The sequence below is a fragment of the Blautia argi genome (assembly GCF_003287895.1).
In the GTDB taxonomy this organism is placed as follows: Bacteria; Bacillota; Clostridia; order Lachnospirales; family Lachnospiraceae; genus Blautia; species Blautia argi.
Map to the genome: position 1 here is coordinate 2,539,865 of NZ_CP030280.1, position 23,446 is coordinate 2,563,310.

General features: G+C 39.7%; 18 protein-coding genes and 4 pseudogenes. 3 read left to right on the forward strand and 19 right to left on the reverse strand.

All coding sequences use genetic code 11. The features are described 5' to 3' along the window. Nucleotide 1: 1 nt before the first annotated feature. From DQQ01_RS12295 to DQQ01_RS12320, 6 genes and pseudogenes are all read right to left on the reverse strand, one after another. Nucleotides 2–841 (reverse strand): annotated as a pseudogene (locus DQQ01_RS12295) (PDDEXK nuclease domain-containing protein); the annotation flags it as partial. Between the two features lie 346 nt (nucleotides 842–1,187). Beyond that, nucleotides 1,188–1,604: a hypothetical protein gene (locus tag DQQ01_RS12300; RefSeq protein ID WP_111920281.1), complete on the reverse strand. Its 417-nt coding sequence runs from the start codon at nucleotides 1,602–1,604 to the stop codon at nucleotides 1,188–1,190. Between the two features lie 49 nt (nucleotides 1,605–1,653). Beyond that, a complete protein-coding gene (locus DQQ01_RS12305) occupies nucleotides 1,654–1,932 on the reverse strand; it encodes a hypothetical protein (protein WP_111920282.1) in 279 nt (92 codons plus the stop codon). Between the two features lie 9 nt (nucleotides 1,933–1,941). Next, on the reverse strand, nucleotides 1,942–2,277 hold the full coding sequence (locus tag DQQ01_RS12310; RefSeq protein ID WP_111920283.1) for a hypothetical protein: 336 nt from the start codon (nucleotides 2,275–2,277) through the stop codon (nucleotides 1,942–1,944). A gap of 235 nt (nucleotides 2,278–2,512) precedes the next feature. Further along, nucleotides 2,513–3,019: an SEC-C metal-binding domain-containing protein gene (locus DQQ01_RS12315; protein ID WP_111920284.1), complete on the reverse strand. Its 507-nt coding sequence runs from the start codon at nucleotides 3,017–3,019 to the stop codon at nucleotides 2,513–2,515. 276 nt (nucleotides 3,020–3,295) lie between these two features. Further along, on the reverse strand, nucleotides 3,296–4,264 hold the full coding sequence (locus tag DQQ01_RS12320) for a M14 family zinc carboxypeptidase (protein ID WP_111920285.1): 969 nt from the start codon (nucleotides 4,262–4,264) through the stop codon (nucleotides 3,296–3,298). A 59-nt stretch (nucleotides 4,265–4,323) separates the two neighbouring features. Between DQQ01_RS12320 and DQQ01_RS12325 the strand changes: the two genes are divergently transcribed. Continuing rightward, on the forward strand, nucleotides 4,324–5,157 hold the full coding sequence (locus tag DQQ01_RS12325; protein WP_111920286.1) for an HAD family hydrolase: 834 nt from the start codon (nucleotides 4,324–4,326) through the stop codon (nucleotides 5,155–5,157). A gap of 154 nt (nucleotides 5,158–5,311) precedes the next feature. On the opposite strand, the gene DQQ01_RS12330 is transcribed toward DQQ01_RS12325, so the two are convergent. The 8 genes and pseudogenes from DQQ01_RS12330 to DQQ01_RS12365 all read right to left on the reverse strand — a co-directional run bounded on the left by DQQ01_RS12330 (nucleotide 5,312) and on the right by DQQ01_RS12365 (nucleotide 14,528). Continuing rightward, complete coding sequence (locus DQQ01_RS12330) at nucleotides 5,312–7,126, reverse strand: glycoside hydrolase family 2 protein (RefSeq protein ID WP_111920287.1); 1,815 nt, start codon at nucleotides 7,124–7,126, stop codon at nucleotides 5,312–5,314. Nucleotides 7,127–7,148: 22 nt separating this feature from the next. Next, the gene (locus tag DQQ01_RS12335) at nucleotides 7,149–7,991 is read right to left on the reverse strand and encodes a sugar phosphate isomerase/epimerase family protein (RefSeq protein WP_111920288.1); all 843 of its coding nucleotides are present in this window, start codon (nucleotides 7,989–7,991) and stop codon (nucleotides 7,149–7,151) included. Nucleotides 7,992–8,017: 26 nt separating this feature from the next. Then, on the reverse strand, nucleotides 8,018–9,184 hold the full coding sequence (locus DQQ01_RS12340; protein ID WP_111920289.1) for a Gfo/Idh/MocA family protein: 1,167 nt from the start codon (nucleotides 9,182–9,184) through the stop codon (nucleotides 8,018–8,020). Continuing rightward, nucleotides 9,177–10,211 carry a Gfo/Idh/MocA family protein gene (locus DQQ01_RS12345; RefSeq protein ID WP_162624309.1) on the reverse strand — a complete coding sequence of 345 codons (1,035 nt, stop codon included), beginning with the start codon at nucleotides 10,209–10,211 and terminating at the stop codon, nucleotides 9,177–9,179. The genes DQQ01_RS12340 and DQQ01_RS12345 overlap by 8 nt, the downstream gene beginning before the upstream one ends. Nucleotides 10,212–10,227: 16 nt before the next feature. Beyond that, complete coding sequence (locus DQQ01_RS12350; protein WP_111920291.1) at nucleotides 10,228–11,073, reverse strand: carbohydrate ABC transporter permease; 846 nt, start codon at nucleotides 11,071–11,073, stop codon at nucleotides 10,228–10,230. Between the two features lie 3 nt (nucleotides 11,074–11,076). Beyond that, nucleotides 11,077–12,001 (reverse strand): annotated as a pseudogene (locus DQQ01_RS12355) (carbohydrate ABC transporter permease). Next, nucleotides 12,002–13,127 (reverse strand): annotated as a pseudogene (locus DQQ01_RS12360) (glycoside hydrolase family 88/105 protein). Between the two features lie 87 nt (nucleotides 13,128–13,214). Then, entirely contained in the window at nucleotides 13,215–14,528 is a 1,314-nt protein-coding gene (locus tag DQQ01_RS12365; RefSeq protein WP_111920292.1) for an ABC transporter substrate-binding protein, read from the reverse strand. A gap of 239 nt (nucleotides 14,529–14,767) precedes the next feature. Here DQQ01_RS12365 and DQQ01_RS12370 point away from each other — a divergent pair, with 239 nt between their 5' ends. Then, entirely contained in the window at nucleotides 14,768–16,606 is a 1,839-nt protein-coding gene (locus DQQ01_RS12370) for a sensor histidine kinase (RefSeq protein ID WP_207657626.1), read from the forward strand. A 26-nt stretch (nucleotides 16,607–16,632) separates the two neighbouring features. Beyond that, nucleotides 16,633–18,165 carry a response regulator transcription factor gene (locus DQQ01_RS12375; protein WP_111920293.1) on the forward strand — a complete coding sequence of 511 codons (1,533 nt, stop codon included), beginning with the start codon at nucleotides 16,633–16,635 and terminating at the stop codon, nucleotides 18,163–18,165. 13 nt (nucleotides 18,166–18,178) lie between these two features. Here DQQ01_RS12375 and DQQ01_RS12380 read toward each other — a convergent pair whose 3' ends face one another. The 5 genes and pseudogenes from DQQ01_RS12380 to DQQ01_RS12400 form a co-directional block, all read right to left on the reverse strand. Continuing rightward, nucleotides 18,179–18,799: an ABC transporter ATP-binding protein gene (locus DQQ01_RS12380; protein ID WP_111920294.1), complete on the reverse strand. Its 621-nt coding sequence runs from the start codon at nucleotides 18,797–18,799 to the stop codon at nucleotides 18,179–18,181. Next, nucleotides 18,789–19,722 (reverse strand): annotated as a pseudogene (locus DQQ01_RS12385) (ABC transporter ATP-binding protein). The gene DQQ01_RS12380 and the pseudogene DQQ01_RS12385 overlap by 11 nt, the downstream one beginning before the upstream one ends. A 9-nt stretch (nucleotides 19,723–19,731) precedes the next feature. Then, nucleotides 19,732–20,568 (reverse strand): ABC transporter permease, encoded by an 837-nt coding sequence (locus tag DQQ01_RS12390; RefSeq protein ID WP_111920937.1) that lies wholly within the window; start codon nucleotides 20,566–20,568, stop codon nucleotides 19,732–19,734. Nucleotides 20,569–20,584: 16 nt separating this feature from the next. Next, nucleotides 20,585–21,577 carry an ABC transporter permease gene (locus tag DQQ01_RS12395; RefSeq protein ID WP_111920936.1) on the reverse strand — a complete coding sequence of 331 codons (993 nt, stop codon included), beginning with the start codon at nucleotides 21,575–21,577 and terminating at the stop codon, nucleotides 20,585–20,587. Nucleotides 21,578–21,667: 90 nt separating this feature from the next. Then, on the reverse strand, nucleotides 21,668–23,326 hold the full coding sequence (locus tag DQQ01_RS12400) for an ABC transporter substrate-binding protein (protein WP_111920295.1): 1,659 nt from the start codon (nucleotides 23,324–23,326) through the stop codon (nucleotides 21,668–21,670). Nucleotides 23,327–23,446 lie beyond the last annotated feature (120 nt).

A 23,446-nucleotide genomic window follows, 5' to 3' on the forward strand; every position in this document is an offset into this window, starting at 1 on the left:
TTTATTCCAAATTTTTATCTTCTAGCGATATTTGTAGTTCTTCTTTACTAGGAAGTACTGTTTCATATTTACTGGCAAATATCTGATTATTATCTTTAGGTAATGTCATTTCTACAATAGCATCTTTCTTATCTTTGCAGATAATAATACCTATTGTTGAATTTTCATCGTCCAATTTAACTTTTCGATCATAATAATTTACATACATCTGCATCTGTCCTATATCTTGGTGCTTTAACTGACCAATTTTCAAATCAAACAATACAAAACAACGCAGTAAACGATTATAAAAAACCAAATCAACTCTAAAATGTTCTTCTTCAAAAGTGAATCTGACTTGTCTGCCTACAAAAGTAAATCCTCTTCCCAGTTCTAATAAGAACTTTTGCAAATTATCTATAATCCTATTTTCCAATTCTGTTTCGGTATAAGTAACAAGTTCCGGAAGTCCTGTAAACTCTAAAATATACGGATCTTTAAATATATCTTCAGGCTTTTCAACCATCTGCCCCTCTGTCGCAAGACGCATTATTTTCTCTTTATTTTTGCTCAATGCCAATCTTTTATATAAAGAACTTCCATACTGTCTTGATAATTCACTTTTGCTCCAGTTATTTCTATATGCTTCTATTTCATAAAAATGACGTTCTTCAACATTATTTATTCTCATCAAAATAAGATAATGAGACCAACTCAAATAAAACTTTCTTCCCTCTGCTGTAATTGGCAATCTTTCAGATTGGGGAAACGCTGTTTCCCCAATTGAATCCTTAGAATAAACTAAATAAAACTTCCTCATTAACTTCAGATTATCGTACGAATAACCCCGTCCAAATTTTTCTTTGCGTTCTGGAATAATTCTATTACTTTGTTATAAAAACTTTCATTTTGAACGTTATCCATATATTCACACCCTTTAATTATATTCTTTATTCTCGTTCTTAGATAAAGCATTAACAAATCAGCAATTTTGTTTAACTATTTTTGCAAGCTCTTCCCCTACTTCGCAGCATTTATCATTTTCAGTGCATAGCCAGAACAAATGTTCTTATTTTATTCTACATTATGTACTATCTAGTGTCAACTTTTCTTTTTAACAATTTCCTTACCTTTTTCATCTTCCTATAAAAAGTTATTTGCCAATTTTTTATTTATTATATCACTTTTCCATTTCACATCTGTCCCACCTATTCCTCAATCACCGGTTCTATCCCTGTTTGCTTTAGATTGGAGTAAAAAGCTTTTAATTGTTTTTCCTTAATCCATTTTAAATACTGCATATCTATATAAAATTCCGGGCAGCTTTTTACCTTTCTCTTTTCATTATCTAAATCTTTTTGCATTTCTTTTTCCAATTCCCCTATATTGGTAATTTCTCGATATTCGTAATCTTGCATTCTGGTGTAAAAATACCGTTCCAACTGTCCGGACCAGCGCTTTTGCAATTGAAAAAGGTGGTTCACAGAAGCAATTTTTTCCTTTATATATGGTGATTTTGCACTCCTGGGTTTCATTTTGATTATATCTTGTTTTGATTCATGCCCAAATTCCAGAGTTACTTCATCACATACAGTATCCAAATAGGGAAGAAAAATCTTCTCCACGTCTTTATTTCCTTTATAAAAGGGCGATTTGCTTCCCTTATAAGTTTCATTACAGGTTGGACAACAAAATTCTATATTTTGTAAAAATCCATTTCCGAATATCTACGAACTCTACCTTTGTAGAAAACAAAAAACTATCCGGGACAATCAGAACCTCCATGCCATTCACAGAAAGAGCTTTCAGGCTTTTCTGCATGCGTTTATCCCCTTCATATCCCCATAAAGTTCCATTTGTCCAATATTCTCCTGCTGCAATCAGCATGGTCCCCCCTGCCTGGGGATCTAAAATCGCAAAGTCTTCCTTCTCTTTTTCTGAACTTTTCTCCAAATCCAGAATCTATGCCAAAAGCTTCACATAGCTATCCGGTAAAACATAACGTCCTACATCTCTTTTTGTATGAATGCAAAGTTCATAAATCTCTCTTACAGTTTCATAAAGAAATCGCTCATCTTCTGCTTTATCCCAAATATCTAAAAGTTCAATGAGAATCTGCAGTATTTGATTTAAGACAGAAATCTTCTTTGTAGAAAGCTGAAATTCTTTAAAGCTTTCATATAAGTCCGTACCTTCTATTTCTTCCAATACCTCATTTTTAAACTTCGAAAACCAATCCCCTGTATCCAAATCCGCAATTCTAAAATATGCTTTCCCACGTCCATTTTCCTGACACAAAGCTCCTATGAGCAAATAACCGAAATCCTAAAACAGAGGCATTAAATCCTCTGTATATTCCATACGATAAAAATCAATGAGCGCGCGAAAACCTTTCAGTATCCTGTCTTTATACTCTTTATCCTTATCTTTCATCTTATCACCTCAAAATCCGTAAACTTTCTATAAAAAGGCAAAAGGATATTGCCTGAAATCTCAATTCCCTGCAATACCCTTTTCATTCATTCTCTTATTCTTATTTATTTCTTCCACAGCAGTGTTTGTATTTCTTTCCGCTTCCGCATGGACATGGATCGTTACGTCCGATTTTCGGTCCTTTTACAACTGTGCCGGATTTTTTCTGCTCCAGATATAACTCTTTTCTCTTTTCTTCTGAGAAAATGCTGTTCCACTGTGGCAATTCATATAACCAGTCTGCCTTTGCATCTACCATGTTTTTATACAGAGTTTCCAAATCAAATCCCAGGTTTACCTCTGTGTTTTCGTCCATCTCTTCAATAGGGTTCTGGATTTTCAAGCTGTCATTGATACCGTCCAGGAATCCAACCATTGTCATAACTTCTACATCATACTTTTCTGCCAGTTCCTTTACGGTTCCTTTTACTACTTCATTGGGATTGCTTAAAAGCTTTTCGTAAATCCCTTTTTCAATTAAGAAGTAATTTGTCCAGAATTTCTCAAGCTGGACTCTGTCTGCCTGCTGAGAATACGCCATATCTCTCCAATCCTGTAATAATGCCATGTATCTTACCTGCCTTTTATTTATTTTCCTGATTTACCGTTTCGGTTTAACAGGTATAGTATATACGAAAACACAGATTTTTTCAATCTTTAAAATCAAATAAAATAATTCCGGCTGTGTATAAGTTCCGATTTTCTGCCCATACTACAGATAGTCCACAAAGAGATGTTTCAAATACGAAACGCTTTTTGCAGACAACCAAAGAAAAAGTAGAAATACTTTATCCTCCCCTTTTCAGGGGCTGTCACATGAACTTCATGGGCAGTCCCTGTTCTCTTATGTAAATTCGGATTCTTCCAGTTCCAGCAACACTTCTTCCCACACATTTCGATTCTCCTGATAAACTTTCTCAAAGCACCGCCATGGAAGCGGTGAATCCTGCTTTCCGATTTCTACGGTAAGACTCGGTATCCCCATGCTCTGCAGCGCCCAGTCCTTATATCCGGCTCCGGCAAGAATTTTGAAATTTCCATCTAATGCATATCCGGTAGCATTTGAAATTCTCCGGGCAAACGCTTTTGTAACAGCCTTTAAATTTCCTTCCTGTCCGAAATTCCAGTAAATCACCTGCCCTGAGGAATGGTAAGAAATGGTTCGCTGAAAGCTGTTTTCTCTTGTCAGCTGCGTCAAAATCTGTGTTTCTCTTTCCGACTCCGGATACTTTCCTCTATACCCTTCTGAGGAAACCGTTTCCTTTCCGGTTTTGCATTTTCCCCATTCAGCCGGAAAATTCCGGTTTAAATCCACACCCTTTGCATTTGCTTTCCACTTTCTGAAATAACTCTTATAGGACAGGTTTTCCCTTTCCCTATCTGCAATCTTTTGCAAATCTTTTCGCAGTTCCCGATTTCGGATACCCTCCAGTCCGAACTGAGAAATACTTACCCCGTCCGGATTTGCCATAGGGATTGCATAAACTGCTCTGTTTTCCAACAAAGTTCCATAAGAAATCCCCTGATATACATCACTCTGCTTCAGATGCAAAAGAAATTTTACAGCCTGTTCCATAATTAACTGACTGGTCATATATTCTCTTCCGTGAATTCCCCCAAAAATAAAAACTTTTTCTTGTGCATTTTGTTTTCCTATTCTCAGACAATCTATGCTCCTGAAATCAGCAGACATTCCCAATGACTGTACCTGCACATATTCTGAAAATATCTCTGCAAAAATAGCCAAATCTGTCTGCATATTTTCGTAGGTATAACCTAAAACTCTTCCCTTATGCGCTTTCCAAGTATACATTGACGGCTTCCCCTAAAATCATTATAATAATAAATATTCTAAGCAAGGGAGATTAAGACGTGAAGAATTTAAAGCGACTTCTCGCAGTCATTGGAATTATCCTGTTAGCAGGTATGTATGTCCTGACTCTTGTTTTTGCCCTGACAGATAATTCTGCTGCCGGCAATATGGTTATGGCATCTCTATATGCAACTGTGATGATTCCTGTTTTGCTGTATGCCTTTTTGCTTGTACATAAATGGACACACCCCAAGAAGGAAGAAATTTCCAGAGTTCTGGAGAACACTTCTGATGTTGATACTGTCATTTTTGATATTGGGAATGTGCTTGCAAAATATGACTGGAAGAAACTGTTAAAAGAAATGAACTACGATGAAAAGACAACGCATGCAGTTGCTGACGCTATGTTTTTAAGTAAAGACTGGGCCGAGGCTGACCGGGGTATCCGCACAGAGGAAGAAATTCTGCAGTCCTTTATTGCCAACAACCCTTCCTATGAAAAGGAAATACGGGCTACATTTTCTAAAATAGAGGATACCATTTCCGTTTATTCCTATACAAAGGATTGGCTTGCTTATTTGAAAAAACGGGGCTATAAGCTGTATTTTCTTTCCAATTTTCCGGAACCCCTGTACAGACGCTGTTTAGACAGGCTGAACTTTCTGGAACTTATGGACGGGGGCTATATGTCCTGGCAGGTACATTTGTTAAAACCGGAACCGGAAATGTACCGGAAACTGATTCAGGATTTTCAAATTACGCCGGAAAAGGCAGTGTTTATTGACGACTACATGGATAATGTGGCAGAGGCAAGAGCGCAGGGCTTAAACGCCATACATTTCACCGGCAGAAAAAGCGCTGTACAGCAGCTGGCTGACTTCGGTGTAAAATGACCAGCACAAAAAATTATATGATATGGTAATATAGAAAAGACTGCGGCAGAAAGACGAAAGGAAAAGTAACTATTTGTTCCTGATTTCGCTTTCTGCCGCAGTCTTTTTCTTTTCTCTGTCCCCGTCAGACTATAGAAAAATTTTTATTTCCATTTTATCCGATTCTACTGCTGTGATAACCATCGTTGATGCTCTTTATTTCCGCCAAATCACATTTTGGTTTTCTGTCATAAGTAAGCAAGCCATTAATTTCCTGTTCTACGTCTGTAAGCTGCGTATAACAATATCCCCAAAGTCCTTCCGATGCATAAACGGCTTCCATAATTCTGCCATATTCCTCTACAAATTCATTTTGAGAATGTACTGCAGTATACCCCCAGCCCTCTTCTTCTGACACAGCAAAGGCAATCCCGCCAAATTCTGTCAGCAAAATGGGGACGTTCTCATGTGAATACCCACTGGCATAAATATCATGGCAAGTAGGGGGATTATGTAACAATGTTGCTTTTTCAGAAAGCATTTTCTGATAGTCTTTATACATCTGCCATTCCCCTTTTTGCCCATGACTATAATTATGTATGGCACAGATATCTGTCTTTGTCATCTCCCAACCATCATTTGATATCACCAGTCTGGTCGTATCCAATGCATGAATATAATAGTACAATGCCATGGAAAAACTCTGCTGCCTGATATCAGTACGAATATTCGGCACTCCCCAGCTTTCATTTAGGGGAACCCAGGTTATAATACAGGGGTGATTATAATCTCTTTCTATAATTTCTCCCCAGTCTTTGAGCGTCCTGTTTACTGTCTGGTCGCTGTACATAGGAGCAGAAGCACATTCTCCCCATACCAGAAATCCCATTTTATCTGCCCAGTACAAAAATCTGCTTTCCTCTACCTTCTGATGCTTTCTGCATCCGTTAAATCCCATAGCTTTTGCCAGCTCTATATCCTGTATCAAGGCAGCATCGTCCGGCGCAGTCAAAAGACTTTCCGGCCAATACCCCTGGTCTAACACCAATTTTTGATAATAAGGCTTATTATTTAAATATACCATTCCATGCTCTGTGTGAACTTTACGAAATCCAAAATACGAAGAAACCTTATCTGTAATTCTTCCGTCTTCTCCATTTATCATTTCAAATTCCACATCAAACAACGTGGGGGTTTCCGGCGTCCAGGAAAATCCGGCTTCATGGTAATTCGTATGGAAAATTTTTTCCTGTATCAAATCTACAGAAAAGTCCAACTTCTCTGTGTTCCAAAAGATTTCTCCCTTGGCGATTGTTTCCTTTTTCAGAGAAATTTTATACCGGATACTATCCTCTGGTGTTACCTGGTACCCCTTACAGCTTATATTTATCTTACCCTCATCATACAAAGATGTAAATTTTACACATTCCAATCTCTTTTTCGGTACACCTTCCAGCCACACACTCTGCCAGATTCCACTGCTTGGGGTATACCAGATACTGCGCGACTCCTCTTCCCAGAACTGTTTTCCTCTTGGAATCGTTTCATCAAACGCAGGATCATATACACGCACTGTCAGCTCCTGCTCTCCATCCGCAAGATATGGAGTAATATTTACAGAAAAAGGGGTATAACCGCCTTTATGCTGTGCGATATATTGTCCGTTCAAATACACTTTTGCCTCATAATCTACAGCTTCAAAGTGCAAAAATATCTCTGTGTCCGTTTTTTCTTTTAACAGTTCTTCAGACAGAGTAAATTTTTTCTTGTACCAGAGAATCTCATGTACTTTCTTCCTGTGAATACCACTTTTTTCACATTGATAAACAAAGGGTACACAAATTTCCTGTTCAAATTTCCTATCTCTTTTATACCATTTTTGTAAAATCCCCTGATCGGCATCATCAAAGGCAAAATCCCAAAATCCATTTAAACTCTGCCACTTTTCTCTGACCAGCTGCGGACGTGGATATTCCTGCTTTACTTCCATATATGCTCCTCTCTCCTATGTACTATAACCATTTATTCAGTATTTCCTTCAAAGCCCTGTAAGCAGTTGTATAAGCTTCCTCTCCTGACATTTTCCTCTGCTCCAGCTCTCCGTTTTGTTCCAGCGTACCAAAACCTGTAAAATCTGTCAAATGGGGTTCCAGAGATAAGAATCCCTCATATCCCTCTTCTAAAAGAGATTTTAAAATTTCCTCTACGTTCCCATCGCCATATCCGGCAGGCACTACAATTCCTGACTCTGCTTTCGCATCCTTGATATGGATATAGGAAATATAAGGCTTTAACAACTGATACGCTTCTCTGGTGTCCTGATTACACTGAACAAAATTAGCAAAATCAAACACTGCTTTAAAATGTTCCCCATAAAACTCCTGCATGATTTCCAGACATCTCTTGGCATTATCTCCATAGATTTCCTTCTCATTTTCATGGAGCAAAACAACTTGATGATCTCTGGCATAATCTGCAAATTTCTGCAGTCTTTCAAAAACCTGGCTTTTATATTTTTCCGGCTCTTCCCCTTCCGGAATAAAGAAGCTAAACATACGAATATATGGTGTTTCCATAATTTTTGCAATTTCTACGGTCTTTTTATACAATTCAAAGTGTTCCTCAAAATCCTCTGTAATTAAAATCTTCCCAATAGGCGATCCTATGGAAGACAGCTTAATTTGATTTTCATCCAACTGTCTTTTAACTTCTTTTACTTCCTCCAGGCTATGCTCTACCAGTGGTTTTCCATTTACCCCGCGCATTTCAATATGAGAGATACCCAATTTTTTTATAACTTCTATCTGTGTCTTTAAATCTTCTGCAATTTCATCTGCAAATCCGCTGATTTCAATTTTATTTTTCCATACTCTTTCTCCCTCTACTTGCTTCCATAAGAATTTTCAGTATCAAAAACTACACTCTCTGCTTCTGTCTTTGTTCTGGAATTGCCTCTTCTCTTATTTAATTCCTCTAAAAACAATTCCTCATCAATCGGCAGCTCTACCGTTTCTCCAAGCCAACTGGAAAGATGAATGGCATTGGAAAGTTCCAGTCCACGGATTCCTTCCCTTCCATCTGCTACCAAGGCAGTTCCATGCAGCACAGCATCTGCAAAAGCCTTCATTACTCCCACATGCTGTTCATTCTGCCCATCTACAGGCACTTCCACAACCTCCCATTCTGGTTTATCAAAGCCCCCCTTACAGAAAGCACAATGCTGTGACAGATTTTCCTTTAACTTGTAAAAGGTCAGTTTTTCATCTTCACATACCAGTTTTCCCAGCTCTCCTGTAATTTCAAAGCGGTTTGTTCCGGGTGCATCTCCTGTAGAAGTAATAAAGACCCCTGTAGCGCCATTCGGATATTCCAGATAAGCGGTTACATCATCTTCCACCTCAATATCATGCCACAGTCCTTCTCTGCAAAAACCCCGTACCTTGGCAGGCATACCACAAATCCACTGTATCAGATCCAGATTATGAGGGCACTGATTCAACAACACACCTCCGCCTTCTCCTTCCCAGGTTGCCCGCCAACTGCCGGAATCATAATAGCTCTGGGTTCGATACCAATCTGTAATAATCCAGTTGACACGCCGAATCACGCCCAATTCTCCATTTTCTACCATTTCGTGCATCTTCCGATAAATACAGTTGGTTCTCTGGTTAAACATCATAGCAAAAACTACCTGGCTTCTGTCCGCTGCCTCATTCATTTCCCGTACCTGTTTCGTATAGACACCTGCCGGCTTTTCACACAATACGTGAATTCCCTTTTCAAAGGCTTCCATAGCAAGTGATGGGTGCTGATAATGCGGTACTGCAATCAATACAGCCTCACAGCAGCCACTTTCTAAAAGCTGGCTTCCCTCTTCAAAAATCTGTACTGATGAGGGCATATGTTCCCGACACCAGGTCTGTCTGGATTTTTGACGGTCTGCTACTGCTGCAAGCTCTAATGCCGGAACCTTGCCCTCCAGAATATTTTTTGCATGTGTGGTTCCCATATTTCCGATACCGATAATTCCGATTTTTACTTTATTCATTTACACTGTCCTCCCATCTTACCACACGATTGTTTTTTGCTGAATCATATAGCCCTAACATAAGCTCAAATGTGTCCTCCGTCAAGTCAAGACTATTACAAAAAATCTTTTTCCTCTTAAGACATTCATAAAAATCCTGAATACACATGGAATGAGAGCTTCCCCAACATTTTTTTCCAAATTGTTGTCTTTCTATCTCAAAATTATACACTTCTCTTCCCTTTTCCTGCGAGTAAACTTCCAAATATTCTCCTTCTATACAAATTTTCCCGCGAGAACATAGAATTTCCAGAAAAACAGGAGCATCTTCTGCATAAGCATTGGTAGCATAAAAACAAACCGGACGTCCTTTTATTTCCATATAGGCTTCCATTGTATCCTCCACCTCAATGATGGATTTTAAGTGATGATTTTGAATAGAGGCTTCTGCCCTCTCCGGTTTTCCTAATAAATAGACAAGCAAATCCAAGGTATGAATCGCCTGATTTATCAATACGCCGCCACCTTCTGTACTCCATTTTCCCCGCCATTTACTTTGCTCATAATATGCTTTTTCCCGATTCCAGGTTAAAAAAGCCCTTGCCCCTTTCAGCTCTCCTAAGTATCCGCTTTCCAATAGTTTCTTTCCTTTTCTGACCGCTGGATTATATCGGTTTTGGAAACAGATTCCTACTTCTTTCTGCCATTTTTTCTTCTCTTCTTTCAACGCTTCAAATTCCGCTTTTGAAATGGCCTGCGGCTTTTCCATAAATACGTGAACACCCTTTTTCACTGCTTCCAGAGCCATAGAAACATGTAAATAATGCGGTGTGCAAATATGCACAACGTCTAACTGCTCTTTTTCCAACATTGTGGTAAAAGATGAATACAGATGAATCTTTTTATTTTCATATTCCTCGCTATAGGTTTCTCCTCTTTCCAAATCTATATCTGCTGCAGCCACGATTTCCACATCTTCTAAGCCTTTTAATGCTGCAAAATGTATTTTCGCAATATTTCCGCAGCCAACAATTCCTGTTTTTAACACCGTCACCCCTCTTTTCTTATCCCTTTAATCCTGAAGTGGCAATTCCGTCAACCAGATATTTCTGAAATATAATAAAAATTGTCACAATTGGTATCAATGATAAAACAGCCATTGCAAACATTGCCCCATAATCGGAAGACGAACTTGGATCGGCAAAAAGTTTCAATGCCAATGCAACCGGATATTTTTTCGCATCATCAATATATAACAATGCAGACATAAAATCGTCCCATCTCCACATAAAGGAAAAAATTCCTCCTGTTATCAAAGCCGGTGAAATCAATGGCAGCATCACTCTTGTGAAGATTCCATAATAAGAACACCCGTCAATTTTCGCCGCCTCATCAAGTTCTCTCGGAATTCCATTAATAAAGTTCATAATCAGATAAATAAAGAAACCCTGTACTGCAAAACAAAACGGTACAATAAGCGGCGCAAAGCTTCCAATCCACCCTAACTTCTGATACCATAAATACTGCGGTACCATAAGAATCTGTCCCGGCAGCATCATGGAGGCTAACATTGCAGTAAACAATATTTTTCTTCCTTTAAATTTACATCTTGAAAATCCATATGCAACACAGGCAGAAGAAAACAAAGTTCCAATGGTTGCCACTACAGTAATAAATAACGAATTTTTAAAGAATGTTCCAAAACTAACACCTGCAAATCCCTTCCAGCCATTCTCATAATTCTCTAATGTAAATGGTTTTGGCAGTAAGCTTTCTGCCGTAGAAAAAATAGTATTTGTATCTTTAAAAGAACTCATCAACATCCAAATTAAAGGATACAACATCAGCAGTCCAACACCACATACCAGCACATGATAAATAATTTTTCCTGCTCTTCTTTTCTTTTTCATCTTTTACTCCTGTTCATATACCCAATATTTTTTTGTTTTAAATAAAAGCAAGGTTAACAATCCTATAAATAACAGCATAATCCACGCCATTGCAGATGCATATCCCCGCATGATTGAAAGAGAACGCCTGTCTATACATATAAACTGCATAAAACAAGGTACTGTCCATAGGCTTTCCATCTGTAATAATTAAGCTCTGCGTAAAAGCAAGAAAACCATTTATCATCTGCATAACCAGATTGAAGAAAATTGTTGGCGTCAATAATGGTAACGTAATCTTAAAAAATTTCACAAATTTATTTGCCCCATCTACGTCTGCAGCTTCATATAAATCCCGTGGTATCTGTTTTAATGCCGACAAAAAAATCAACATAGAAGAGCCAAACTGCCAGATTGCCAATAAGACCAAAGTCCAGATTGCAGTCTTTGTATTTCCCAGCCAGGCAAACTGTGTATCCAATCCAAACATTCCCAAAATACTGTTCAGCACCCCATCTGTAGCAAAAATTCTTCTCCATAATACTGCGACCGCTACCGAACCGCCTAAAATAGAAGGCAAATAGTATGCCGCTCTATAAAACCCGGTTGCTTTCGTTGATTTCACAAGAATCAGAGCAACAATCAAAGCAAAAATCAAACGTAAAGGAACCGATACAAATACAAAAAGAAACGTTGCCTTCACAGAATGCCAAAAAGTTTCATCTGCCGTAAATATTTCTATGTAATTATCCAGACCGGTAAAAACAGGCGGTGATAAGATATCATAATCACAAAATGAATAATAAAGTGACATTCCCATAGGAATAATCAGAAACACCAGAAAGCCAATAATAAACGGCATACAAAATACCACACCTGCACTGCTTTCTTTATTTAAGAATTTGCGTAGTTTAAAATTCAATGTCCTCTCTCCTCTTTCTATGTTCATTTATTCATTGAAGCGTAATGCTTCATATAAAGCTAAAATAACCAGGGACTGTCCATATGCCATAGGCGCAATGAGAATTTTTTTTATAATATTCCGCATTGTTTCCCACACCGGTTCCGCCTGATACATTTAAAACGGTTCCGTCTTTGTCAATATTTTTTAGAATTCCCCGTATTCCCCTTTTCACACACGGCAAATAGCTATCGTCTAAAATTCCGCACCTGATTCCTTTCAAAATTCCGGCTATAATTCCTGCAGAGCCGGATACTTCCTCATAACTTGTCGGGTCTGTTAAAACGGTATGCCACAATCCACTTTTTCCCTGTAATTTCTTTAAAGCCTCCACTTGAGCCTTATAAGTATCCACAAAAAATGTTTTTACTCCTGTTCCTAAAGTGCCTTTAAACATTTCTATATACTCCAGGATTCCCAAAGTAAACCAACTGTTTCCTCTGCACCAAAAAATCCCTCCAAAATTGTCCATACGTTCAAATGACCAGCCATGAAAAAACAATCCACTGTTTGTGTCATATAAATATTTAATATGTATTAAAACTTGATGAATGGATTCTTCCACCCAATCCTGACGTTTGTATTTCTGTCCCATCTTGTTCAAAAATAAAACCGCCATAAACAAGGTATCTATCCACATCTGATTATCGTTTAGTCGAACTCCCTGCCGGTCTCCGTTGGCGCTGATAACATGCTGAAATCCCCCTTCTCTGGTCTTTGGAATGCAATGAATCAGCCAGTCTGCCCACTCCAGACACAATGCTTCAAATTCCTTATCCTTGTATAACTCATTCAATTCTGCCAAAGTAAGCAATGGCGCTGTCGTGTTAATATTTCTGGAAGGAATGCCTTCCTCTATATTTCTTTGAAACCATTGATACAAAAATTCCTTATATTCTTCCTTTTTCTGAATTTTCATCACTTTTAAGATTCCATATAACCCAACTCCCTGTGGCCAGTCCCATTCTGAAATACCGAAATCTCTTTTAAAGAATCCTATGTGCTCTCCGCCTTCTTTTAAACTTTCTTCATTTTCAGGAAGCCCCAGATGCATTAATTTTTGAATGACTAAGTCCAGCTTTTCCTGTATTTCTTCTCTATTTATATACTCCATATGTAATGCTCCTGTTAAATATCTTATTTTTTCTTAAAGGAAAAGCTGCCGCCCCATTGATAAATGAAACCGGCAGCCCCTTATCTTCTATTTTTCTATTTTGGAAAAAATTTCTGTTCCTTTTTCAAAATATTCTTTTGCTGCCTCTTCCGCAGTCATTTCTCCATAACCTATTTTTTCCTGAACTTTCTTTAAAGTATCTGACCATTCGGAAATTCCATCTGGATCTGGCGGTGACATAGGAGAACAATTCTCCGCTACTACATGGTTTACAAAATCCATGGCAACCTGTTCGCCCGGTGTCAGTTTATCATAAATCGCTTCTGAAATAACGGTAGAAGCAGGTACTCCTCTCTCACTTAACAAAATATTATTTGCCTCTTCCGAATTAATCAAATAATTTAACACTTTTACCGCTTCATCAGGATACTTTGTATCCGCACTGATAGACCAAAACATTGCCGGTTTTAAGTAATTGGAAAGCTTTGGGTTGACAGTAGGCATAGTAGTAAGACCAATTTCCATACCTTCCGGCGCTGCTGCTTCAAATGCAGAATACAAGTTGCTGCCTCCATTCATGGTACACCAGGCCATTGTTTCCGGTCCTGAACCATAAATCATAGGATCCTGCTCTACATTAAATCCCTCAATCACATCAGGAGTAATAATATATCCTTCTTTCACTCCGTCTTCCAACATTTTAAAATATGGGACATAATCTTCTGCCTTCTCTAACGGCATACGGTCTGCCGGAACTTCAATCCCATCTCCCCGCAGCCATTCTTTAATCAGGTATCCATCATAAAAAATTTTCGCACGATATCCGGTTTCTTCTGTTACCTGTTTTGCAATCTCTGTAAATTCCTCATAGGTCATATTATCTTTTATTGTAATTCCCAATTCGTCTGTCAAAGTCTTATTATAAAAGAGACAGGGAGAGTTTACTCCAGCTGCAATTCCATAATTTCCTCCCTTGACTTCTCCCATCATCAAAACATTCTCCGGAACATTCGAAACGTCCAATGCTCCACTCTCAATATATGGCGTCAAATCTAAAAGCTGCTCTTTTTCTACATACTGGGTAATGGCAGATATATCCATTTGCAATAAGTCTGTCATATTTCCTCCTGCCGCTGACGTTGCCATCTTATTCCAATAATCTGCCCACTGGAAAAACTGTCCTTCAATGGTTACTTCAGGATTTTCTTCATGATACTTATTTAATACCTCCTGGGTACGTTCATTTCTTACCTGATTTCCCCACCATGCCATAGACAATGTCGTCCCATTCTTCTCCTCTGCTTTCCCTTCTTCCTTTTCTCCACAGGCAGCCAGAGATGTTGCTGCAAGTGTTCCCGCTAAAAATAACGCAGCATATTTTTTCATTTTTTTTCTGTTCATTTTTTTCCTCCTTATCTTTGCTTCCTATCTCTTTGTTGTGTCTATATTATATAAAAAACATATTTCAAATAAAATCAATAAAATCCACTTCCCTTAGCACTATTCCCACCCTCTACAGTAAAAAACCCTCTTTTTTGCACAGAATCCACTTCTCCTTCTGTAAAACAATTCTTTTATTGAGTTTTTGCTCTGTTCTGTATAATATAAATATAGATTTATATGCACAATTGGAGATAACTATGAAAACACTTAAGAAACAATTTCAAAACAGTTCTTTAAAAGTAAAAATCCAACTGATTCTCTTTTCTTGTATCCTGTTTTTATTTATAGTAACCTTTATCGGTATTTACTGTGTTTCAAATTCTTTTGAAAATGCACTTTATCATTCTGCTTCCTCTTCGCTCTCCTATTCAGCCTCTAATATTGAAAGCCATTTGAAGCAAATCGATGATTTAGCAGACTCTATATTTTCTGACAGCTTAATTCAAGAGCAACTCCCTTTGTTAATAGAAACAAAGATCCGTGCAGAAAAAGAATTTTATAAAAATAATATTTATAATCAAATATTCAATTATCTGACTTCCGGAACAAATATGAATGATATTCCGTATATTTCTATTCTGCAGAGTGAAAACGAACTTGTAAGTACCTATTCTACCGAAAGTTCAAAATTATCAGATAAAATACGAAAAACTCTATACCACACTGCAAAAGAAGCTAATGGAAAGACGGTATGGATTACTGATTATTGTCAGGATTATGGTATTTTTCTAGTGAAAGAAATGAAAAAGATAAAAAATCTTGATTTTAATTCTTTAGGTGTTCTGGTGATTAACATTGATCTTCAGAATTTAATCTTCCGAACAAACGGACTCAGCACAAAATATGAAGATCCAAATTATCTTTTACTGGAAAACAATCATGTTTTTTATCACGGAAAGGCCTTATCTATTTCTGACGCACAGTATTTAAAAGAGCATTTAAAACAGGGATATGGTATTTTTTCACTCGGTGCAAAAAAAGTATTTGCCGTAAGGGATAGAATTCCCAATTATGACTGGGATTACATTTCCGTTGTTTCCTATGAATCCGTTGCCAATACTGTTTTTATTACCAGAAATCTGTGTCTGCTCTCTATCATACTTGCAATCCTATTTGCTTTTTTTGCCTCTTCCAGACTTTTGGAAGCTATCTTATATCACATTTATTATTTGATTCAAAAAATGAAGAGAGTGGGAAATGGAAACTACGAACTTTCTGAAGCAGACCTCTGTTATCAGAATCGCTTTGATGAAATCGGTCATTTGCATACTGCTTTTAATTCTATGACTGTAAAACTCGATACTTTAATCCGTCAAAACTACACCAACGAACTTCTCAAAAAGGAAGCTCAGTTAAAAGCCCTGGAAAGCCAGATGGATCCACACTTTCTCTACAACACGCTGGACTCTATTAACTGGAGAGCAAAAGCTTTAGAAGCAGAAGATATTGTGCAGATTACCACAGCCCTCGGAAATCTGCTTCGGATTTCCCTTGACCGCACACACACGCCATTTACTCTTGCAAAGGAGATAAATCTTTTAGAAAACTATATGGTGATTCAGAAACTGCGTTATCCGCAGCGGCTAAATTATACTGTGGAAATCCCTCAGGAATGTTACAATCTGCAGATTCCCAAGTTTACCATACAACCCATTTTAGAAAATGCCATTCGCTATGGTTTGGAAGAAATGTCTGAAATCTGCTATATTTCTATCCGTGCTTCTATAAAAGAAACTACCTTGCTAATTGAAGTAAAAAACAATGGTTCCTCTTTTGAAGAACATCTTTTAGAAAAATTGGAAACAGAAGAAATTCAGCCTCATGGGTTTGGTATCGGACTTTTAAATATTCATAAACGACTGCTTCTCGCTTATGGTAACGATTACGGTTTAAGACTTATCAATGCAGAAGATGAACTGACAGGAGAAGAATATGCCATTGTCCAAATTGCGCTTCCTGCGATTTTATCTGAAACAGAAGAGCATATTTCTCAGAGCATTTTAAATGAAAATGCGGAAAGAAAAAATCCTAAATAATACGGTCTTTAGAAAGGAGTACCCTGATGTTAAAACTATTAATTGTAGATGACGAAGAAATTGTCTGTAATACGATTGCAAAAGTAATTCCCTGGGAGGAACTTGGAATAACGCTAATCGGAACCTGTCTGGACGGAGTAGAAGCCTACCATACGATTCTGGACGAATCTCCGGACATTGTTATGACCGATATTCGCATGCCGGGTATTTCAGGTCTTGAGTTAATTGAAAGAATTTCTCATACAAATCTGAATACACAATTTATTATTTTATCCGGATACGGCGAATTTGACTATGCCAAACGCGCCATGAAATGCGGTGTTCGTCATTATCTGTTAAAACCTTGCGATAATCCTTCTATTATCGACTGTCTGAACGCTGTGATAAAAGACTGCCAGGAAATTTATTCCCAAAAGGAATCTTTTACTTCTGACAATCAACTGCTGAAAAATCTCCATTATGCTCTGATTCAAAATGTCATTGATGAAGGAATTGCGCTTCCGGAAGGAGAATCCATTTCCTGGTCTTCTTATGAAAAATATCTGGATTTTACAGGTACTCCTTATCAGCTTTGCCGGATTTTCTATCTGGAAAAAGAGTATATGAACGATGCCGTTCACATAGCGGATACTTTTTTTGAAAAACAGGCTCCTCATCTTCCTGTTTATAAAATTTATATTTCCAATGTTCTACTCCTGTTCTTCCCGAACTTTCGTTCAGACTACCGGGCAATGGACTGCTTTTTTTCAGCCTTATCCTTTCCCAATCAGAAGACCGCTATAGAATATGACCGTACCATTTATTCCGATTTAGGCTCTTTGCTGGAATATCTTATTTCCAGATTAAGACGATTTGATGTCTTCTATTTTGCAGTAGAACACCGCCTTCTGCCAAATTTTAATTATGAACAGCTTACTGCACAGGCAAAAGAGCTTTGCCCCGCTCTTTTATCCCCTGACAGTTCTATACGGCAGCAGACTCGCCAAAAACTTCAGGAACTTCTGCAGGCTGCTTCAGGCAGAGATTTCCTGTTACAACTTTCTGCACAGATTCTTTTAACTGTCAGTACACGCCTTTCCTCGGGCAATGCAGCTTATATCACCGAATTTTTATCTGATGTTCAAAAGGAATCTGAACTCTCTGTTATCCTAAATCGGGTTATGCAAAAAGTTGATGAGCTTGTGCGATTATCCCAGCATACCTCTGCTTCCTACAGTCCTTTTATCGAAGAACTGTTACACTATCTGGAAACTCACGTTTCCGATTCTAACCTGACTTTAAAGTGGATTGCGGAAAATCATTTGTATATGAATGTAAATTATGTCAGCCGCTGCTTTGTCAATGAAACGCACCAGAAATTTTCCACCTATCTGATGAATTTGCGTGTACAAAAAGCAAAAGAAATCTTATCCGATCAAAATCCGGATAAGATTCAAAATGTAGCAGAATTAGTAGGCTGTGGCAACAACCCTTATTATTTTTCTAAAATTTTCAAAAAATGCACAGGTATGACACCTTCTGCCTATATCAGAAAAGTACAAAGAGAAAGGACGCTTTAATTTGCGTCCTTTTCTATTCCTCCCTGGAATTTATTTCTGCCAGATTAATGGTTCTGGTACAAATCCTTTCTGCCAGGCTGCTGTTGTGGGTAACCATAAGAAGTCCCAGCCGACGCTCCTCTACTTCCTTTAGCATCAGATTCCAAATCTGCGCCTGGGTAATCACATCCAACATGGTACTCATCTCATCGGCAAACAGAAAATGGGTACCCTCAAACAAAGAACGCGCCACACAGAATCGCTGCAACTCTCCTCCGGAAAGTTCTCTTGGATATCGGTCAAGCCAATCCCTTTCTATCCCCAAAGCTTCCATAACCTCGTCCCGGAACATACCGGATTCTTCTAAAACCTTTTTCATTCTCCACCTGGGATTAATGGCCTTCTCCGGGTGCTGATAAATCAACTGCACCGGGCAGACGCCCTTTTTCGGCAGCGGCTTACCGTCTAAAAGCACTTCTCCCTTTGCAGGCTTTAGATACCCTGCCAGAATTTTTACCAGCGTACTTTTTCCGTATCCACTGGGTCCAATCAGCCCCACACGCTCTCCTTCTTCTATTTTCAAACTGACATCTTTTAAAATCCAAGGGGTATTTTCCCTGTAACGAAAACTGATATTTTTTGCCTCAATCTGCATGAATACACCTCACATATCCCCCGCGCACCTTGCTCATGGCAGGTATTCCTTCTTCGCATTCCTTTGTCTTATAAGGACATCTGGGCGAAAACAGACACCCCTTCGGCAGATATTTTGCATATGGCTGAAAGCCGGGAATGGGTTCAAAACCATTCTGTGGCAAAGCCCTCCAAAGAGCCTTGGAATAGGGGTGGCGAAGAGCCTTCTCCCCCTTTAAAAAGTCCTTTGCATCTGCCATTTCCACTGTGGTTCCCGCATAAAATACAGCAATGCGGTCTGCAATATGAAAAGCCAAATCAATGTCATGGGTAATTAAAATAACCGCTTTTCCCTCGTCTGCCAGCTCCCGAAATACTTTTAAAGCCTCCATTGCCATTGCCAGATCCAGCCCCGGCGTCGGCTCATCTGCAATAATAACCTCTGCGCCGCTTAGCACCGCGGTGGAAACCAGCACTCTTCTCGCCATGCCTCCGGAAAGCTGGAAAGGATACAGCTTTTCCGTCTTTTCGTCCAGCTGAAACCGCTTAAAAATCTTTCTCTGGGCTTCTATTTTCGCTTTGTCCGGTTTCGGTCCCCTGACCTGCGCTTCTACCTTCATCAATGGGTCTAAAAAGGACACGGACTGAGGGCACCAGGGCAAATTCCTTCCCTCTTAATGCTTCCTTATCCTTCTGGCTTAACACCTTCCCTTTATAGGAAATCTCACCGCTTACGGAAGCGTTATCCGGCAAAAGTCCCATAACCGCATGGGCAAGAAGACTTTTTCCGGAACCGCTGGAACCGGCGATTGCCACAATCTCTCCCGGACGCACGTCCAGCGTCATATTGGAAATAACCTTTAAATCATACTGTTCCAGGCCTTTTTCATACATATGAAAAGATACAGATAAATCTTTTACTGATAAAATGCTCTCGCTTTTCATTTTTTCCTCCTACTCATGGGCGCTGTACGGGTCCACGATTTTCTTTACATTTTCTCCCAGGCGGTCAAACAACAGCACAATAATAACCAGCATAAGTCCCGGGAAAAAGGCAAGCCACCACATACCGGCTGACAGATATTTCATGGATTCTGACAGGATAATTCCAATAGCCGGCTGTTCCGGCGGCAAACCGAAGCCCAGAAAAGTCAGACTGGATTCATGCATAATGGCATGAGGAAACATTAAAATCAGTCCGATTAAAAACTGGGGAATCATATGAGGAAGAATGTGATGGACCGTAATCCACCAACTGGATTTTCCCAGCTTTCTGGATACTTCTATATACTGCTGGGAACGAATCTGCAGCACTTCACTGCGGATAATACGGGCAAGCCCGGTCCAGTGGGTCACTGCCACTCCAATCAGCACTCCCTTTAGCCCTTTTCCACAGGCAAAGGAAATCAGAATCAAAAGTACGGTATGGGGAATTCCCATAACCAGGTCAATGAGCCAGTTGATAAAATGATCCAGCCAGGAACTTCCCGTTGCTGCCACCACGCCTACAATTAAGGCAATGACCGCACTGACTGTAGACGCTACCACGCCCACGACAATGCTGACAGAAAGCCCTTTCATGGTACGCACCAGCATATCCCGCCCCAGCATGTCTGTGCCAAAAGGGTGCAAGAGAGAAGGCGGCAGGCCTTTCTGTGAAAAATCTGCCTGAATCAATTCGTCGCTAAGAAGCGCTCCTGCCAGATAAATGGAAAACAATACAGCAAAAATCAGCGCTGCAATCCCTATGGTTTTTGTCCTTCTGTTCAGCTTTATCTTTGCGGTTCCCATTCTCACTGCCGCTGTATTATTCATTTCGATATCCCTCCCTTATCTGCGGGTCTACAATTCCATATATCATATTTGCCAACATATTTCCTATAAATACAAACAATGCGCTAAACAGGGTAATCCCCAGAAGAAGCGGTACATCGGACGCCATACCTGCCGCAGAAGCCGCCGCACCCAGTCCCGGATAAGAAAATACATTTTCCGCCAGAACAGAACCTCCGAACAGCTCGCTGAAAGAACCAAACTGCATGGTCACTGCAGGTAGCATAATGTTCCGAAAGCCGTGACGCTTCAGCACACTCCATTTGGACTCTCCTCTTGCCCTTGCAAACAGCACATAATCGCTTTCCAGTACGTCTACCAGCTTTTCCCTGGTATGTAGCGCCACGTTGGCAAAGGAGAGAAAACTTAAAGTCAGTGCAGGTAAAATCAGATGATGAATTCTCTGCAAAAGAGTTACCTGGTCTGCGGGCACTCCTTTTGGTACGCTCATACCCATGGGAAACCACCCCAGCTGTACGGAAAAAATCATCAGGAATACAATTCCTATCCAAAAAGTAGGAATGGAACACAGAATCAGACACAGCTTTTTTAAGATTTTATCCTGCCATTTGCCGTTCCAGATACCCATGATACAGCCCACGGCAAAGCCTATAACCCCGGAAAAAAACCAGGCAGTAAGCATAAGCGCTAAAGAAGCTGCAAATTTTTCTTTGATAATATCCAGAACCGGACGGCGATATAACAGGGATACGCCGAAATCTCCATGAAGAATAGATTTTCCCCATGCCACAAACCGCTCTACGGGCGGATCGTTTAATCCCCAGTATTCTGCAATCTTGGCTCTCTGTTCCACGCTGACATTGGGAACAGAACCCACATACTGCTGCACCGGGTCTACGGGTGAAAGACTCACCAGTACAAAGCTGACCACACTGACTGCAAGCAGCAGTGTTACCATACGCACAAGGTATTTCCCTGTGAATTTCAGATAATATTTACTTTTCATTGTTTTTTCTCCACTTTCTCTTTTAAGCACAAGGAGAGGGGCTACCGCAAACGCGCAGCAGCTCCTCTTTTGTCTGTCACTTCGGATTCTTTATTCCCAGGTCCATTCTGCCAGATTTGCAATCAGCGGCCATGCCTGTCCGTGTGCGTGAATTCTCTGGTTTCCAATATTTAATCCGTCTTTTACATAATAGAGGTGTGTCATATTTACAAAGAATGCCCAAGGCGCTTCTCCCTTCATGGACGTACCGGTTTCACCGTCCCACTGCACCTTTTTCCACCATTCATAGGAATCTTCAATGGATAAAGAATTCATTGCCTTATCCAGATATTCATCGGTTTTATCGCTGGTATAGAATTCCGGGTTATACCAGTCTCTCTTTCCTGCATTGCTGCTGTGGAACAGCATGTAGGAGGTCATAGGACTATCAGAACCCCAGCCCATAATCATAGGCTCGGAGAACATTCTCTTAATGGTATCGTCCTCGCTTACACCTTCCACGGTAATGTCAAATCCCATGTTTTCCTTTGCCTGATTTGCCACAGACATGGCAACTGCCTGACGCATGGAATCTCCCGCAAAATACATTAAATTAAATGCCAGCTTTGTGCCGTCTTTTTCCCGGATACCGTCCCCGTCTGTATCTTTCCAGCCAGACTGCTCTAAAAGTTCGTTTGCGTAATCCACATCTGTTTCAATAACGTCCTCTTCATTCCACCACGGCATGCCGTCGCACTCGGAATATGCCGGTTTTGCCAGTCCGTTTAATGCCTCGTCAATAATCTGCTGTCTGTCTACACCGTAGCAAAGAGCTTTTCGCACGTTTACATCACAGGTAACATTGTTTCCGATTTTGTATCCGTCCTCTGTTTTCTTGCCTTCGTCCGGAACTATAGGAAGGGTAATGCCTCTGTTATCTACAGATTCTACCTCTTCTACATGCATGCCTTCGATTTCTGTGGTTGCAAGCGTTGCAGAGGTCAGGGCGATATCCACTTCTCCTGCCTTTGCAGCTACAAATCTGGCATCTTCCTCCTGAATCAGGAAAACTGCTCTTTCAATTTCCGGCTTTTTGCCGTAATAATCTTCGTTTGCCTCTAAAATAAACTGCTGTCCCTTGTCCCACTGTACCATTTTGTACGGACCGGAACCGATGATCTGGTCTGCCTCCAGTCCAAATTTGTCACTGTACGCCTTCTCCGGTACGATTCCCATCTGTGCAACCGTATAGATAAAAGTGACGCATGGCTTTGTCAGCTTAAATTCTACGGTCGTATCATCTTTGGCAATACAGCTTTCCATCATGGTTAAATCCATGTAGGTTGCCTTTTCTTTTGCTGTGTTAAAGGTAAATGCCACATCGGAGGCTTTCAGCGAATCTCCGTTTGTAAATTTTACATCGTCCCGAATGGTAAAGATCCAGGTAAGGGCGTCATCGCTGACTGTATAATCGGTTGCCAGGTCATTTTCCAGCTGGTCATCACCATTTACTTTTACTAAATTAGAATATATAGGGGAACCAACATATCCAAACCCTGTACATGGGTCAAAAGAATCTCCCTCACTGGAAAAACCAATGGTAACCTCTGATTTTTTCTCTCCGTCTTTTTCTGTTTCCTTTGCACCTTCCTCCTTCTGTATCTCTGTTTTTGCAGAAGAAGTACCGGAATCTGCTGCAGGACTTCCGCACCCGGTTACCATGGCAGTCACGCACAACAGCGCTGCCAGTGCTTTCATTCTCTTTCTCATTTGACTGTTTCCTCCCTGTTTTTTCTATTTTTTCAATATTCCTTTTGGACAACGCCTATTATAGACAAAAAAATCCCCCGGGGTAAGCCACCCTGGGGGTTATTTCTTTTCTTCTTTTTT

Coding starts and splice junctions, on each gene's coding strand:
- DQQ01_RS12315 (WP_111920284.1), bottom strand. CDS start 3,019: ATGGCATTATTACAGGATTGGAGAGATATGGCGTATTCTCAGCAGGCA.
- DQQ01_RS12320 (WP_111920285.1), bottom strand. CDS start 4,264: ATGTATACTTGGAAAGCGCATAAGGGAAGAGTTTTAGGTTATACCTAC.
- DQQ01_RS12330 (WP_111920287.1), bottom strand. CDS start 7,126: ATGGAAGTAAAGCAGGAATATCCACGTCCGCAGCTGGTCAGAGAAAAG.
- DQQ01_RS12340 (WP_111920289.1), bottom strand. CDS start 9,184: ATGAATAAAGTAAAAATCGGAATTATCGGTATCGGAAATATGGGAACC.
- DQQ01_RS12350 (WP_111920291.1), bottom strand. CDS start 11,073: ATGAAAAAGAAAAGAAGAGCAGGAAAAATTATTTATCATGTGCTGGTA.
- DQQ01_RS12365 (WP_111920292.1), bottom strand. CDS start 14,528: ATGAACAGAAAAAAAATGAAAAAATATGCTGCGTTATTTTTAGCGGGA.
- DQQ01_RS12370 (WP_207657626.1), top strand. CDS start 14,768: ATGAAAACACTTAAGAAACAATTTCAAAACAGTTCTTTAAAAGTAAAA.
- DQQ01_RS12375 (WP_111920293.1), top strand. CDS start 16,633: ATGTTAAAACTATTAATTGTAGATGACGAAGAAATTGTCTGTAATACG.
- DQQ01_RS12380 (WP_111920294.1), bottom strand. CDS start 18,799: ATGCAGATTGAGGCAAAAAATATCAGTTTTCGTTACAGGGAAAATACC.
- DQQ01_RS12390 (WP_111920937.1), bottom strand. CDS start 20,568: ATGGGAACCGCAAAGATAAAGCTGAACAGAAGGACAAAAACCATAGGG.
- DQQ01_RS12395 (WP_111920936.1), bottom strand. CDS start 21,577: ATGAAAAGTAAATATTATCTGAAATTCACAGGGAAATACCTTGTGCGT.
- DQQ01_RS12400 (WP_111920295.1), bottom strand. CDS start 23,326: ATGAGAAAGAGAATGAAAGCACTGGCAGCGCTGTTGTGCGTGACTGCC.